This window comes from Streptomyces inhibens (assembly GCF_022221585.1).
Classification (GTDB): domain Bacteria; phylum Actinomycetota; class Actinomycetes; order Streptomycetales; family Streptomycetaceae; genus Streptomyces; species Streptomyces inhibens.
In genome coordinates this window covers 5490313-5505689 of sequence record NZ_CP084681.1, presented here as the reverse complement: position 1 = coordinate 5505689, position 15377 = coordinate 5490313, and the positions used below count along the sequence as shown (strand labels likewise).

Annotated in this window: 14 protein-coding genes; 10 read left to right on the top strand and 4 right to left on the bottom strand. The window is 68.3% G+C overall.

Annotation, left to right across the window (positions count from 1 at the left end; genetic code table 11):
* The first annotated feature begins 3 nt into the window (after positions 1–3).
* On the top strand, positions 4–1170 hold the full coding sequence (locus KI385_RS25125; protein WP_238574382.1) for a nucleotide disphospho-sugar-binding domain-containing protein: 1167 nt from the start codon (positions 4–6) through the stop codon (positions 1168–1170).
* Between the two features lie 116 nt (positions 1171–1286).
* Here KI385_RS25125 and KI385_RS25120 read toward each other — a convergent pair whose 3' ends face one another.
* Positions 1287–2870 (bottom strand): MFS transporter, encoded by a 1584-nt coding sequence (locus tag KI385_RS25120; RefSeq protein WP_238574381.1) that lies wholly within the window; start codon positions 2868–2870, stop codon positions 1287–1289.
* A gap of 122 nt (positions 2871–2992) precedes the next feature.
* On the opposite strand from KI385_RS25120, the gene KI385_RS25115 reads away from it, so the two are divergent.
* The 5 genes from KI385_RS25115 (at position 2993) to asnB (ending at position 8439) form a co-directional block, all read left to right on the top strand.
* On the top strand, positions 2993–3640 hold the full coding sequence (locus tag KI385_RS25115; protein ID WP_238574380.1) for a TetR/AcrR family transcriptional regulator: 648 nt from the start codon (positions 2993–2995) through the stop codon (positions 3638–3640).
* Positions 3641–3755: 115 nt separating this feature from the next.
* A complete protein-coding gene (locus KI385_RS25110; RefSeq protein WP_281066900.1) occupies positions 3756–5009 on the top strand; it encodes a beta-ketoacyl-[acyl-carrier-protein] synthase family protein in 1254 nt (417 codons plus the stop codon).
* Positions 5006–6229 carry a ketosynthase chain-length factor gene (locus KI385_RS25105; protein ID WP_238574378.1) on the top strand — a complete coding sequence of 408 codons (1224 nt, stop codon included), beginning with the start codon at positions 5006–5008 and terminating at the stop codon, positions 6227–6229. Before KI385_RS25110 ends, KI385_RS25105 begins: the two co-directional genes overlap by 4 nt.
* A 65-nt stretch (positions 6230–6294) precedes the next feature.
* Positions 6295–6552, top strand: coding sequence for an acyl carrier protein (locus KI385_RS25100; RefSeq protein ID WP_238574377.1), 258 nt, complete (start codon positions 6295–6297; stop codon positions 6550–6552).
* Between the two features lie 36 nt (positions 6553–6588).
* Positions 6589–8439 (top strand): asparagine synthase (glutamine-hydrolyzing), encoded by a 1851-nt coding sequence (gene asnB / locus KI385_RS25095; protein WP_238574376.1) that lies wholly within the window; start codon positions 6589–6591, stop codon positions 8437–8439.
* 54 nt (positions 8440–8493) lie between these two features.
* On the opposite strand, the gene rfbA is transcribed toward asnB, so the two are convergent.
* Positions 8494–9390, bottom strand: coding sequence for a glucose-1-phosphate thymidylyltransferase RfbA (gene rfbA, locus KI385_RS25090; RefSeq protein ID WP_238574375.1), 897 nt, complete (start codon positions 9388–9390; stop codon positions 8494–8496).
* A gap of 99 nt (positions 9391–9489) precedes the next feature.
* Complete coding sequence (locus tag KI385_RS25085) at positions 9490–9948, bottom strand: nuclear transport factor 2 family protein (RefSeq protein ID WP_238574374.1); 459 nt, start codon at positions 9946–9948, stop codon at positions 9490–9492.
* 201 nt (positions 9949–10149) lie between these two features.
* On the opposite strand from KI385_RS25085, the gene KI385_RS25080 reads away from it, so the two are divergent.
* The 4 genes from KI385_RS25080 to KI385_RS25065 all read left to right on the top strand — a co-directional run bounded on the left by KI385_RS25080 (position 10150) and on the right by KI385_RS25065 (position 13884).
* Positions 10150–11109 carry an SRPBCC family protein gene (locus tag KI385_RS25080; protein ID WP_238574373.1) on the top strand — a complete coding sequence of 320 codons (960 nt, stop codon included), beginning with the start codon at positions 10150–10152 and terminating at the stop codon, positions 11107–11109.
* The gene (locus KI385_RS25075; RefSeq protein WP_281066899.1) at positions 11106–12134 is read left to right on the top strand and encodes an acyltransferase domain-containing protein; all 1029 of its coding nucleotides are present in this window, start codon (positions 11106–11108) and stop codon (positions 12132–12134) included. Before KI385_RS25080 ends, KI385_RS25075 begins: the two co-directional genes overlap by 4 nt.
* A 215-nt stretch (positions 12135–12349) precedes the next feature.
* Positions 12350–13036 (top strand): response regulator transcription factor, encoded by a 687-nt coding sequence (locus KI385_RS25070; protein ID WP_238574372.1) that lies wholly within the window; start codon positions 12350–12352, stop codon positions 13034–13036.
* Positions 13033–13884, top strand: coding sequence for a tryptophan 2,3-dioxygenase family protein (locus KI385_RS25065; protein WP_238574371.1), 852 nt, complete (start codon positions 13033–13035; stop codon positions 13882–13884). Before KI385_RS25070 ends, KI385_RS25065 begins: the two co-directional genes overlap by 4 nt.
* An 88-nt stretch (positions 13885–13972) precedes the next feature.
* Here KI385_RS25065 and KI385_RS25060 read toward each other — a convergent pair whose 3' ends face one another.
* Entirely contained in the window at positions 13973–15166 is a 1194-nt protein-coding gene (locus KI385_RS25060) for a glycosyltransferase (protein ID WP_238574370.1), read from the bottom strand.
* Positions 15167–15377: the final 211 nt, after the last annotated feature.

Genomic DNA, 15377 nt, shown 5'->3' with positions numbered 1-15377 from the left:
CACATGCGTGTACTCGCCATCTCGTCTCCTTCAACCACCCATTTCATGACCGCCGTGCCGCTGATGTGGGCACTGCGCGCAGCCGGCCACGAAACGATGTTCCTCGGCCAGCCCGATGTGACCGGGATGGCACGGGCCGCCGGGCTGCCGACGACGACCCTCGGATCGCGCTTCGACGCCGGTGAGTTCTTCCATTCGCTGCCCGAGGGCCTGAGGCCGATCGAGGCCGGCCTGGCACAGATTCCGCCGGGGGCCTGGTCCAAGGTGGGCATGGCGTGGGTCTACCACGCCAAGTACCTGCTCGAACCGTATCTGGAGTTCGCCACCGCCTGGAAACCGGATCTGATCATCACCGATCCGCTGGAGTACACCGGGCTCCTCATCGGTGGGGTGCTGGGGGTGCCGTGTGTGCATCACCGCTGGAGTGCGGAGCCGATGAGTTCGGCCGGCCTCGGCCTCGCCAAGAACCTGCTGCACGGGCGGGCCCGGCGGTACGGGTTGGAGGAGGTACCGGACCCGGATGTCGTGCTGGACCCGTTCCCCGCCGAGTGGGCGCTGCCGGACGTGCCGGCCGGTACCCCGATCAGGCCGGTGCCCTACAACGGCGGCGGCACGCTGCCCGACTGGGTGCGGGACGCGCCCGAGGGCCGCCGGGTGTGCGCCAGCTTCGGCATGTCGACCGTCGAGCTCAACGGCCTGCCGCTGATCCGGCATGTCGCTGACGCCTTCGACGGACTGGACGGCGTGGAAGGGATCATCACGCTGGACCGGGCACACCAGGAGCTGCTGGGCCCGGTGCCCAAGCAGGTGCGGCTGGTGGAACCGACCCCCATCCAGGGCCTGTTCGAGATCTCGGACGCCGTGGTGCACCACGGCGGCGGCGGTTCCAGCATCACGGCGCTGATGACCGGGTTGCCGCAGCTGCTGATGCCGCAGCTGATGGACCAGCATCCGCGATGTGAGCAGATCGAGCGGTCCGGGGTGGGAATCCTCCTCGGTGACGCGGGGAGCCAGAACGATCCGTCGGTCATCCGCGAGGCGCTGGTCAACCTGCTCGACAAGGCGCGGTACCGGGAGGCCGCGGTGGGCCTGCGGGAGGTGGCCGGCCGGCTGCCGTCGCCGGCCGAAGTGGCGTTGCAGCTTGAGGAGACAGCGGCATCCTGCCGTTGACCGTTCGGTCCTTGATTCGCGGTTCCGGCCTGGCATGCGGCGCTGGATCAGGGGGTTCGGCAAGGAATGCGGCGGGGTAAGGCGGTGACGGAACCGCCTTGCCCCGCCGCTGTCTCTCACGCGGTGAACGCCGAGGCCCGAGCCTCGGCGGCCTTCTCGCGCGCCTTCGTCTTCGTGCCCTTCTCCTTGATGAACAGGGCCAGCACGGCGGGAACGACCGCAACACAGCCGGCGACGAAGAACACCGTGGTCACCGCGTCGATAAAGGCGTGAATGGCTGCCTGCCGCTGCTCGGGCGGCAGTTGTGCCAGCACCGCGGTGTTCAGTTCGCCGTCCACGTTGGCAGCGCCGGCCGCCCCGGTGAGCTGGGACGAGAGCACCTTGGCCATGATCATTCCGAAGATCGCGAAGCCGGTGGAGCTGCCGAGCTGCTGGGTGAACCGCTGAGTCGTGGTGGCGGTGCCGATGTCCTCGAGGCCGACGGCGTTCTGCATGTACTGCAGGGCGAGGCCGAGTGTCTGCCCCATGCCGAGTCCGAGACCGAACATGCCGAGTCCGACCCACCACAGGCTGGTGTGCTCGTCCAGCGTGCTGAAGAGCAGCAGAATCACGGCCTGGAGCACTCCGGCCGAGGTGAGCAGGTACTTGAACTTGCCCATCACCGCGATGACGGTCCGGGCCGTCAGTACGGAAAGCATCATGCCGCCGGCCATCGGCAGGTTCATGTAGCTGGCGTTGGTCAGGCCCATGCCGCGGCCCACCTGGAGGTAGCCACCGATGTAGAGCACTTCACCGGCGAGGCCCATGCCGGTGATCAGTCCGATCGGCATCATGATGCGGAACGTGGAGTTGCGCAGGAGCCGGAGGGAGATCAGCGGTTCTTCGGCGGTCATCAACCGCCATCCGAAGCCGACCAGCAGCGCCAGGCCCCCACCGAGGGTGAGCAGGACGGTGGGCGAACCCCAGGCGTACTGCTTGCCGCCCCACTCGACCGCGAGCAGGATTCCGGCCGCGGCCCCGGCGAGCAGCGCGGCGCCGAGGAAATCGACCTTCCGGCGCTCCGAGTAGACCGGCAGCTTCAGAACGAATACGGCGATCACCAGCGCGGCGAGGACGAGCGGCAGGTTGATGTAGAAGACCCACCGCCAGTTGAGGGAGTTGGCGACCAGCGCGCCGACAAGGGGGCCGAGGGCGACGCCGAGTCCGACCATGATGCCGCCGGAGGAGGTCTTCATCGAACCGCCCTCCTCCTCGGCATCCGAGCGGAACAACGTGCCGAGGACGACCATCGTGACGGACATCAAACCGCCGCCGCCCACGCCCTGGATGGTTCGGAAGACGATCAGCTCGGTCATGCTCTGCGAAATGCCGCACAGGCACGAACCGATCAGGAAGATCAGCAGCGCGGCGATGTAGACACGCTTGGCGCCGTAGATGTCGGCGAGCTTGCCGTACAGCGGTACCACGATGCAGTCGGCCAGCGCGTAGCTGGTGACCATCCACGGCAGCAGATCGATGCCGTGGACGGGATCGAGGTCGTTCACCATCTTCCAGGACACCGAGCTGACGATGTTCATGTCCAGCAAGGACAGCAGCAGGGTCACGAAGCAGCCCAGTGAGGCGACGACCACCTGGTTCTTGCTCATTAACAGGGCCCCCGAGGTATCCCTCAGCCCGTCGGGTGTGGCGCTTGCGCTCATCGGTCCCCCTCCTCTCATCACAGTGAACCGAAAAGCCATAGTGACCATAATTTTGTTGTCAGTCAAGCAATCGAGTTCCTCAATCTTTAGCCTTGGTACACGTTTCTGTTAGGGTGAGCGCTATGAGCGAGGTACTGGGCCTGCGGGAACGCAAGAAGCTCCAGACGCGTCGGGTGATCTCGGACGCGGCGATCGAGTTGTTCCTCTCACGCGGCTTCGACGCGGTGTCCGTCGCCGATGTCGCCGCCGCCGCCGAGGTCTCCAACATGACCGTCTTCAACTACTTCCCGACCAAGGAGGACCTCGTCCTGCACCGGGTCGAGGACCACTTCGACGAGGCGGCCGCCACGGTCCGCGCCCGTCAACCGGACGAGACCCCGCTTGCCGCGTTGCGCCGCCACTTCCTGGCCGGCCTCGATGCGCGGGACGCCACCACCGGCCTCAACGACCAGGCGGAGTACATCTCCTTCCAGCGGATGGTCCTCGGATCCCCCCGCTTGTGGCTTCGCATGGTGGAGCAGGCCTCGCGGATGGAGGACAGTCTCAGTGCGGCGTTCGCCGAGATCGCCGGGGCCGGGGACGACGACATCACCCCGCGCATCGCGGCAAGTCAGGTGATCGCCGTCCAGCAGGCCCTGGTCGTGCACAACCTGCGGAATGTGCTGGCGGGCGCCACCGCCGACGCCCTGCACGACCGCGCGGTCGCGGACGCCAACAGGGCGTTCGACCTGCTGGAACACGGCCTCAGCGGTTCGAGCCTGGCGGACTGACCGCAGGGTCCATCGTTCTTCCACTCCGTCTCGAGGCGGCCGGGCGACTCTGGGTCGTCTGCTTCACCGACGGTGAAAGGGAAGAACTGTGGCAGCAGGAGGCGACACGCGGCGCGTGGTCGTAACAGGGATCGGAGTGGTGGCGCCCGGCGGCATCGGAACCAAGGCCTACTGGGATCTGCTGACCAACGGCCGGACGGCGACCCGCACCATCTCCCTCTTCGACGCGACGCCGTTCAGGTCCAGGGTGGCCGCCGAGTGCGACTTCGACCCGTTCATGGCGGGCCTGACGCAGCGACAGGTCCGGATGTGGGACCGGACCACCCAGTTCGCCGTCGTGGCCGCGCGGGAAGCGATGTCCGACAGCAAGATCCTGGGTGAACTCAATCCCGTCCGCACCGGCGTGATGTTGGGTACCGCCTGCGGCATGACGATGAGTCTCGACAGTGAGTACGCCGTCGTCAGCGACGAGGGCCGCACCTGGCACGTCGACGACGCACATGGATCGCCGTATCTCTACGACTACTTTCTGCCCTCCTCCATGGCCGTCGAGGTCGCCTGGCTGGCAGACGCGCAGGGACCGGTCGGGGTGGTGTCGACCGGCTGCACCTCCGGAATCGACGTACTCGGCCATGCCGTCGATCTGATCCGTGACGGTGAAGCGGAGGTGATGATCTCCGGCGCCTCCGACGCCGCCATCTCTCCGATCACCGTCGCCTGCTTCGACGCGATCAAGGCGACCACCCCCCGCAATGACGAACCGGGCACCGCCTCCCGGCCCTTCGACCGCACCCGTAACGGATTCGCGCTGGGCGAGGGGTCGGCGGTCTTCGTACTGGAGGAGCTGGAGCACGCCAAGCGCCGTGGGGCCCACATCTACTGCGAGATCTCCGGGCACAGCACGCACTGCAACGCCTACAGCATGACCGGGCTGCGCTCCGACGGCGTGGAGCTGGCGCAGTCCATCACCAAGGCCATGGATCAGGCAAAGGTCCGGCCCGAGCAGATCGGCTACGTCAACGCGCACGGCTCGTCGACCAAGCAGAACGACCGGCACGAGACCATGGCGTACAAAGTCGCCCTCGGCGAGCACGCCTACTCGACGCCGATCAGCTCGATCAAGTCGATGATCGGGCACTCGCTGGGCGCGATCTGCTCGCTGGAGGTGGCCGCCTCCGCCCTGACCATCGAGCACTCGATCATCCCGCCCACCGCCAATCTGCACGAGCCGGACCCCGAGTGCGACCTGGACTATGTGCCGCTGGTCGCCCGCGAGAAGAACGTCGACGTGGTGCTCAGCGTCGCCAGTGGATTCGGCGGATTCCAGAGCGCGATCGTCCTGACCAAACCTGAAGGGAGCCGGGCATGACCACGCCCATGGCACCGGTGATCACCGGACTGGGCGTCATGGCCCCGAACGGGCTCGGCACCGAGAACTACTGGGCTGCCACCCTGCGCGGAGAGAGCGGCATCGGCCGCATCACCCGGTTCGACCCGACGTCATATCCAGCCCAACTAGCCGCTGAGATCAAGGGTTTCTACCCCAAGGACCACCTGCCCGGCCGGCTGCTGCCCCAGACCGACCACCTCACCAGGTTGTCCCTGGTCGCCGCCCAGCACGCACTCGACGATGCCGGCGCGGAAACCGCGCAGATGGACGACTTCGACGCGGGCATCGTCACCGCCAACTCCGGCGGCGGTTTCGAATTCGGCCAGCGCGAGCTCGAAGCACTGTGGAGCAAGGGCAGCTCCTACGTAAGCGCCTACCAGTCCTTCGCCTGGTTCTATCCCGTCAACACCGGCCAGATCTCGATCCGGCACGGTATGCGCGGCCCCGGCGCGACCCTCGTCTCCGAACAGGCGGGTGGGCTCGACGCGGTCGCCAAGGCCCGGCGGCAGCTGCGAAAGGGCACTTCCCTGATGCTGGCCGGCGCCGTCGACGGGGCGCTGTCCCCGTGGTCGTGGATCTGCATGCTGCGTTCGGGCCGGCTCTCCCTCTCCGATGACCCGGCACGCGCGTACGTCCCCTTCGACCACGGCGCCGCCGGTCACGTCGCCGGTGAGGGCGGAGCCCTGCTCGTACTGGAGGACGAGGCTGCTGCCCGGCGCCGCGGGGTCGCCCGTATCTACGGCAAGGTAACGGGATACGCGGCCACCTTCGACCCACGCCCCGGTACGGACCGCGAGCCCGCGCTGGGACGGGCCATCGAGCTGGCCCTCGACGAGGCACACCGGCGCGCGGACGAGATCGACGTCGTCTTCGCGGACGCCGCGGGGGTGGCCGAGCTCGACTGCGTCGAAGCCCTCACCCTGGCCGCGATGTTCGGCCCGCGCGGCGTCCCGGTCACCGCGCCGAAGACCATGACCGGCCGGCTGCTGGCCGGCGGCGCCCCGCTGGACCTGGCGGCCGCGGTGCTGTCCATGCGGGACTCGGTGATCCCGCCGACCGTGCACCTCGACCGGCCCGCGTACGCCGATCTGCTCGACCTGGTCACCGAGCCCCGGGAGAAGCCCGTCACAAACGCGCTGGTCATCGCCCGCGGCTACGGCGGGTTCAACTCGGCGATGGTGCTCCAGCGCTACCACTGACCCGGCCGCGCGGCTCCACCACGCGCATCACCACACAGATCACGAACAGCAGAAGGAGAAAGCACATGTCGGAGTTCACCATCGACGATCTGATCCGCACCCTGCGCGAGTGCGCGGGAGAGGACCAGGACACCGACCTGGAGGGCGACATCCTGGACGTGACATTCGATCACCTCGGCTACGACTCCCTCGCGCTGCTCAACACCGTCGGCCGCATTGAGCGGGACTTGTCCATCAGCCTCCCGGACGAGCTGATCGGCGAGGCGCCCACCCCGCGGGAACTGCTCGACAGGATCAACGAGACCGCCCGCCAGCGCGCCTGAGGACCGTCGTACCGCTCGGAAGGAGGAGTTGACCGCATGTGCGGAATCGTCGGCTGGGTCGACTTCGAACTGGATTTGCGTCAGAAACACGCACTGGCCCGATCGATGACGGACACGTTGGCGTGCCGTGGCCCTGACGACGAGGGCATCTGGTCCGACCAGCACGTCATGTTCGGGCACCGGCGACTGTCGGTCATCGACTTTCAGGGCGGCGTTCAGCCGATGACCGCCGAGGCGGACGGCCGCACGGTCGTCGCGCTCACGTTTTGCGGTGAGGTCTACAACTTCCGTGAGCTGCGGGAAGAGTTGGTGGCACACGGTCACAGGTTCCGTTCCCGCAGCGATACGGAAGTGGTCCTGCGCGGCTACCTCCAGTGGGGCGAGGGCGTTGTCGACCGGCTCAACGGCATGTTCGCCTTCGGCATCTGGGACAGCCACAAGGACGAACTGCTGCTGGTCCGCGACCGGATGGGCGTCAAGCCCCTCTACTACTACCCGACCCCGAACGGCATCCTGTTCGGCTCCGAGCCCAAGGCGATCCTGGCGAACCACATGGTCCAGCGGCGGGTCGCCGCCGATGGCCTCTGCGAGATCCTGGACATGGTCAAGACGCCGGAGCACGCGGTGTTCTCCGGGATGCGGGAACTCCGCCCGGGCCAGCTGCTGCGGCTGAACCGCACCGCGAGCACCACCCGCCAGTACTGGTCACTGCAGGCCACCGAGCACATCGACGACCTGGATACCACCGTCCGTACGGTCAGGGACCTGCTGGAGGACACTGTCGACCGGCAGCTGGTCTCCGACGTCCCGCTGTGCACCCTGCTCTCCGGCGGGCTGGACTCCTCGGTGCTGACGGCGCTGGCGGCGAAGTCCCTGGCCGCGAGCAGCTCCGGCCCGGTCAGATCCTTCTCCGTCGACTTCGCGGGAGCGAGCGAACGGTTCGAACCGGACGCCGTACGGGCCGCCCCGGACGCCCCCTTCATCCGGGAACTGGCCGCCCATGTCGGATCCAGCCACACCGAGGTTCTCCTCGACAGTGACCGGTTGATCGACCCCACGGTGCGGGCGGCCGTACTGCGCGCCACCGATCTGCCGCCCGCCTACTGGGGCGACATGTGGCCGTCGCTGTATCTGCTGTTCGAGGCGGTCCGGCAGCACTCCACGGTGGCCGTGTCCGGCGAGGCTGCCGATGAGCTCTTCGGCGGCTACCGGTGGTTCCGCAACCCGCGGGCGATCGCCGCCGACACCTTCCCCTGGCTCACCTCGGGCTCGGCACGCTACTTCGGCGGTCTGTCCCTGCTCGACCGCGGCCTGCTGGAGAAGCTGGACATCCACGGCTACCGGGCCCAGCGGTACTCCGAGGCGCTGGCCGAGGTACCGCGGCTGCCCGGCGAGGACGCCACGGAGCGCCGAATGCGCGAGATCACGTATCTCAACCTCACCCGGTTCATGCAGACCCTGCTCGACCGGAAGGACCGGATGAGCATGGCCGTTGGGCTTGAGGTCCGGGTCCCGTTCTGCGACCACCGGCTCATGCAGTACGTCTTCAACACCCCCTGGGCGATGAAGTCCTTCGACGGCAGGGAGAAGAGCCTGCTGCGGGCGGCGGCCGGCGATCTGCTGCCGAAGTCCATCGTGGAGCGCGTCAAGACCCCCTACCCGGCGACCCAGGACCCCGGCTACGAGCGTGCCCTGCGCGCCTCCCTTGCGGAGGTCACGGCCGACCCCACGTCACCGGTGCTTCCGCTGCTCGACACGGAGCGGGTGCGTAAGCTGCTCGACCGCAGAATGGGCGAGGTCAGCCTCCCATACGACCGCGGCGGCCTGGAGATGGCGCTGTGGCTCAACACCTGGCTGCGCGACTACGGCGTGACCCTCGACGTCTGAACCCCGGGAGTGGGCCCCGAAGCCGGCGCCCACTCCCGGGGGTGGCTGTGCGTGCTATACGCCGGCGACAGCCCTGGTCTCGGCGAAGTCGCCGGCAACTTCCATGACGTACCGCCCGTACTCGGATTTTCCGAGCCGCAAACCGAGTTCATGGCATTCGGCGGCGCTGATGAATCCCATACGGAGCGCGATCTCCTCAAGGCAGGCGATCCGTACGTGTTGCCTGCTCTCCAGCACATAGACAAACTGGCTTGCCGTCAACAGCGCTTCCGGCTTTCCGGTGTCCAGCCAGGTGAAGCCGCGGCCGAGATCGATCAGCTTGGCACGGCCCTCCGCGAGATATCGGAGATTCACATCGGTGATCTCCAGTTCACCGCGCGCGGACGGTCGGATGTTCTTGGCGACGTCCACGACGCCGTTGTCGTACAGATACAGGCCGGTGATCGCCCGGTTCGACCGGGGGTTTTCCGGCTTCTCCTCGATGGACACCAGTGTGCCGTCGGCACCGACCTCTCCCACGCCGTACCGCTGCGGGTCGGAGACCTGGTAGCCGAACAGGACACAGCCGTCCACGTCCCGCACCGTGCTCTGCAGCAGCGGAGAGAATCCCGGGCCATGGAAGATGTTGTCGCCCAGAATCAGCGCGACGGATTCCTCTCCGATGTGGTCCGCGCCGATGATGAACGCCTCGGCGAGCCCATTGGGCTCCGGCTGTTCGGCATAGCTGATGTTCAATCCCAGATGCGATCCGTCGCCGAACAGCCGATGGAACTGCGGCAGATCACTGGGGGTGGAAATGATCAGGATGTCCTGGATCCCGGCGAGCATGAGGACTGAAAGCGGGTAGTAGACCGTTGGCTTGTCGTACACGGGAATGAGCTGCTTGGACACCGCGAGCGATGTCGGGTACATCCGGGTACCGCTACCGCCCGCGAGCACAATCCCTTTCAACTGCCCCACCATCCATTCGTGTTGGCCATGCATTCCGCATGTGAATGAGGGGAACAGTCCGACTTCGCGAGCCCCTCGCGCCGCGTTCGAGCCGGATGCCTACGGAAGGTCGTCCCGGCTGACCTTCCGGGTCTGCACCAGTAGCTTTCCGTTTTCCCGGACCAGGACGTCCGCACAGACACACACCCGGTGCAGCTGCGAGGAGCCGCCCTTCTTCGACGCGAAGACCAAGGCATAGCAGCGGACATGCAGCGAACCGTCGTCCTGCGGGTGAACGGCCACCATTCCGTGCCAGTGCCGGCGCACTTCCCCGGCCTCGGCCAGCTCCTGCGCCGTACGCCGCATGACCGTGGTCAGTTGCGCTCGGCCTTGGGTCGGCTTCGGCTGGGTCGGCACTTCGAAGGTGGCGTCCTCGGCGAAGGTCGCGGCCCAGGCCTCCGCCTGACCGCTGTCCAGGAGGTGGAAGTGCTCGGCGTAGAACTGCTGGACCTCGGCGTAGACGCGGCCGAACTCCTCGCCGCCGGCCGCAGGTACCAGCTCTTCGATGTGTGCAGTCACGGCAATCTCCATTGCTCCGCGGGCGGATGGGGTGAGGGAACTCCCTCGTACGCCCAACATCGCCGACCGCCTTGGAGCCTGGAACGAGCTCTGGGCGGCTCACGGACCGGTCCAACAGCCCTCCAGCAAGGCTCCAAGCCGGCCTCGCACCATGAGCGCCGCTGGCTGTGATCGAGTTGAGCGACCGGAGGAACGAGACCCGTGGCGAATCTGCCGAACAACACCGCCCATCCGCACACCGTCGAGGACACGGTGGTGATCGCGGCTCCGGCCGCAGCCGTCCGTGAACTGATCCTCGACGTCGAGGCATGGCCCCAGCTGCACCGTCCCGCCGTGCACGCCGAGATCCTGGAGAGCTCTGAGGACGGCGATCTCATCCAGCACTGGTCCGTGGTCGACGACCACACCGTACGCACCTGGACCATGCGCCGTAACGTCGTGGGCGAAAACATCACCTTCGCCCATGAGCCGGCCTCGGCCCCGTTCGCCGATGTGGTCGGCGGCTGGACCGTCCAGGAGCAGCCCGACGGATCGACGTCGGTGCGGATGTTCCACGAGTTCACGCTGATCGAGGAGAACGCCGAGACCGTCGCGCAGAAGACCGAGTCGATGCGCCGCGGTGCCGCGGACTACCTCAAGACGCTGAAGTTCGCGGCGGAGAACGCGGCCGACCTGGAGGAGCGGATCATCAGCTTCGAGGACCCGTTGTTCGTGGCAGGGTCGGTCGAGGACGCCTACCGGTACCTGTACGAGGCGGACAAGTGGGCGGAGCGAATCCCCCACGTGATCCGTCTGGAGCTGGAGGAGAACACTCCGAACATCCAGTTCTTCGACATGGACACGAAGTCCTCGGACGGTTCCGAGCACACCACCCGCTCGGTGCGTATCTGCCTGCCGAACAACAAGATCGTGTACAAGCAGACCACGCCGCCGAAGACGCTGGACGCGCACACCGGCCACTGGCTGTTCACCGAGACGCCCGAGGGCGTCATCGTCAGCTCCCGGCACACCGCGACCATCCGCCCGGAGGGCCTGAACCTGCTCGGTGAAGGCACCACGGTCCAGGGTGCCCGGAAGTACCTGCGCCGTGTCCTGAGCGCCAACAGCATGGGCAACCTGCGGCTGACGAAGGTCTACGCGGAAGAGCGCGCGGGAGTGTGACGAACTCTCCCACCCTGGTGGCCGACCAGGCGGGGCAGCCCGGCCGCCGGGTAGCCCTGCTGCTGCCCGGCCAGGGCTCCCAGCACCACCGGATGGCGGCCGGGCTCTACCCGCACGAGCCGGTGTTTGCCGAGGCGTTCGACGAAGTGCTGGACGCCTATGGCGAGCACGGCCCCCGACTGCGCGCTGACTGGACGGCCGATCGGCCCAGTGTTCCGCTCGACCACGTCACCCGCTCCCAACCGCTGCTGTTCGCGGTGGATTACGCTCTGGGCCGCCTGGCGCTCAGCTGGGGAGTCCGTCCGGCCGCCCTGCTCGGCCACAGCGTCGGTGAGATGGCAGCCGCCGTGCTCGCCGACGTGTTCGATGTCGCCGACGCCGCCCGGCTGATGCTCGACCGGGTGTCCCGGCTCGCGCTGGCGCCACCCGGCGGAATGCTGGCGGTGGCCGCGTCGGCCGGGGAACTCGAACCGTTCCTCGGTGACGGGGTGGCAATCGGCGCGGTCAACGCGCCGCTGCACACGGTGCTCGCGGGCCCCGAAGGTCCACTGGCCGCGGCCGCGGAACGGATGACGGCGGCGGGCATCGTCTTCCGCAGGGTGCCCTCGATGAGCGCGTTCCACAGCCCCGCGGTGCGGCCGGCGCTGAGCGGCTCCGAGGAGGCGGTCGCCGCGGTGGCGGCCAACCCGCCGCGGACCGTGGTCTACTCCGGCTACACAGCGGCGCCCCTGGAAGCGGCCGAGGCGCAGAAGCCCTCGTTCTGGGCAGCCCAACCGGCTGAACCCGTGTTCTTTTGGGCGGCGCTGAACGCTCTGCTCGCCACCGGGCCGCTGGTCCTGCTTGAGGCCGGGCCCGGGCAGGGACTGTCCGCCATCGCCCGCAGGCATCCGGACGTCCGCACCGGACGCAGCACCGTGGTGCCGCTGTTGCCGGCCCGTCCCGGCGAGGCCGCGGCCGATCGCACGGCGGTGCGATCGGCCCTGCGGACGCTGAGCGCCGACGGGCATGCCCCGACGCCGCCATGACCCGTGACGTGGGGGTCCGGCCCGTGGCACCGCGACAGTCCGTACCCCGGCGGTACGTGAGTTCGGCCGCCGCACGGGGGTGGACTCCGTACGGCGCACCGCTACAGCACAGGCAAGGAGGAGAGATGGCTGCTTGGCTGCCGTCGACGCTTGCACAGCCGGTCCTGCCGGCTGGGCCGGCGCTCAGTGAGTCCCCTGTCCGTATGCGATCGCCGATGGCGATGGCTGTCCTGACTGCCATGGTGGTGGCACCGAACGAGGTATTCGCCCAGGGCCTCGGCACGATGCTGCGTGCCCTGCCGATGCTGGCCGAGGTCGCGCTGTGCGTGGGTTCCGCGGCCGCCGGGCGGCTCATCGAGTCCCGAGCTATCAGCGTGCTGGTCTGTCATACGGGTGCCGAACCCGATCCGGCGCTGGCCCAGTTGTTCGCCCGCGCCTCGGCGCTGGGCGTCCGCACGCTCGCCGTGCTCCCGGACACCGATCCGGAACAGGCGGTGACGACCGCGGTGGAGCTGGAGGCGGACGGATATCTGCTGGAGTGCGACCTCACCAGCGCCGCTTTGGACGATACGGTTCGCCGGCTGGTGCGGGGCGAGGCGTCGCTGCCCCCGTCGCTGATGCATCGGATGATCGCCCGGGCACGCACCGGCAAGCATGCCGCGGAGCTGCGCCCGTCCCTGACCCCGCGCGAGCGGGAGACGCTGGCGCTGCTCGCCGAAGGGCTCACCAACAAACAGATAGCGCGCCGCCTGGCCATCACCCAGCACGGTGTGAAAAGGCACGTCGCCAACGTGCTGGCCAAGTTGAACTGCCCAAACCGGACCCTCGCCGTCGCCCATGCCCTGCGCGACGGACTGCTCGACCGACGCCCCCCCGACGACGACCAGGAGCTGCGGGCATGACGCACCATCACCTCACGGAAGATCCCATCGACAGCGCCGAGCGGCGCGATCCCGACCCGGCGCCGACGTACCACTCCTATCTGCACCTGGACGATCTGCTCACGCTGCAGCGGCCGAGGAGCGAACACCGGGACGAGCTGCACTTCATCGTGGCCCACCAGAGCATCGAGCTGTGGTTCCAGCTGCTGCTGCACGATCTGCGCCATGCGATTTCCTTCATCGACCAGGACCGCTGGTACCAGGCGACGGCGGCGATGACCCGGGTGAGCCGGACGGTCGCACTCGTCATCGAGGCCACCCACGGGCTGCGTGACCTGCCGGCCGGCGGCTTCCACCAGTTCCGTGGCTACCTCGGCAGTGCCAGCGGGGCCCAGTCGACGCAGTACCGGCAGATCGAGATCCTGTCCGGGCTGCGCGACGAGTCGCATCTCGCAACACAGCGCAAGTTCTCCGGCGGCTGCGTCCCCTCCGTCGTCGTGGACGCGCTGCGGGAACGGAGTCTGGCCGATGCCCACCAAGCGGCGGGCCGGCGGCACGGCCTGACCGAGTGGGCCGACCTGTGGGACCGCGACATCGCGGATTCACCGCTGTACGGTCTCAGCGAGCAGCTCCTGGAGTACGACGAGCTCTGGGTGCGCTGGCGGACCGAGCACATCGCGCTCGTCGAGCGCATGTCCGGCCTCAGCTCCACGGGTACCGCCGGCACCGACCCGATGACGTTCCTCGGACAGACGCTGAGATACCGCTTCTTCCCTTATCTGTGGACCGCAAGGGCCACGCTGGCGACCCGAGGCACCAAGGGAGAGCTCGCCCATCGGACCCGTCGCAATTCCCGGCGCCGAAGCTGACCACGGCCGCATAGGGCGGGCCGGTTCGCCACGGACCTGCCCGCCCATCACATCCGGTTGCGGCCCGGCCGCCACCGCGATTCCATGGTCAGCGTGCGCGCCGGCCGTGCGGTGCTGCGATGTTCTCCAACATCTGGGCGACTTGGGCCGGGGAGGGCAGCTTCTCGGCCTCGTCCCGTGCGGTGACCGCCGCTTTGCGGAACCGGTCGTCGCCCAGCAGTGACTCGATCGCGGCCCGCAGCGTGGCGGGGCTGTTCTGGGCGGCCGCGTCACCGAGCATCAGCCCCGCGCCGGACGCCTCGATCCGCTCGCACCGCACATGCTCGTCCATCATCTGCGGCAGCATCAGCTGGGGAATACCGACGGCCAGGGCGGTAAGGGCGCTGCCGCCGCCACCGTGGTGGCAGGCCACGTCCGAGACTCCCATCAGGGCGTTGACCGGCATCGGCGCCACCACCCGTACCGAATCGGGCACCGGGCCCAGCTCCGCCGTGTGCCGGCCGTCCAGCGTGACCACCGCTTCGGCGTCCACCAGGCCGTCGCACGCCTCAGCGATCGTGCGCACCAACGACAGGCCGTTCAGCCGGATCATCGACAGCCCGAAGGAAACACACATCCGGCGGGGCCGGTCCTTGTCGCGCACCCATGCGGGAATCTCACCGCCGCCGTTGTACGGCATCGGCCTGACCAGCACATCCCCCGAGGACTCCGGCACCGCCCAGGCGGGCGAGGAGGGGGCCAGGGCCAGGTCGGGGTCGGGCACACCTGGTAGCCCGTGCCGGACCGCGCGGCCGCCGAGCATGGTCTTCGCCGTCGCCAGGGCGGCGGGGGTCATCGGCTCGGCGCCCCACCGGTGCTGGACCACGGGAATGCTCAGTACGCCGCCGATGATGAGCCCGCTGAAGTCGAGCGAGTCGGCGAGGACCAGGTCCGGCCGCCACCTCCGGGCAAACCGCAGATAGGGCTCCAGCACGTACTTGGAGTGGTAGATCCACGGTGCGTAGTCCGAGGCGGCCGCCGGCGAGGTCCAGCCGTCCTCGGGAGCCTGCCCGGCGCCCAGTTCAATGGGCCGCAAGCCGGGCGGCAGGAAGTGGAAGACCTCGTTGACATCGAAGACATCGCCGACGCTGACCGAGGGCAGCCCGGCGGCGTGCGCGGTCGCCATGATGTCCGGCTGCCCGAGCACCACGGCGTCGTGGCCGCGCGCCCTGAGCCCCCAGACCAGCGGCACCATGGGCATCAGATGCGAAGCGTACGGGGAGCAGATGACGAGAACACGCATCCGCGGAACTCCAGTCGGTTGAAGGATCGTGGCGGGGCTCGGCGGGTGCGAGGGACACCCCTCAGGGCTCGGCCGCGTGAGGCACGGTGCCACCGGTCGCTCCCACCGCAACGTCGAACCTCTGTCGTCGGCCCGGCCGGCCGCGAGGCGACGGACGTCAATCCCGCAGGCGGCAGCGTCCCGGGTGCAGTTCGAGGTGTGCTCGCAGGGG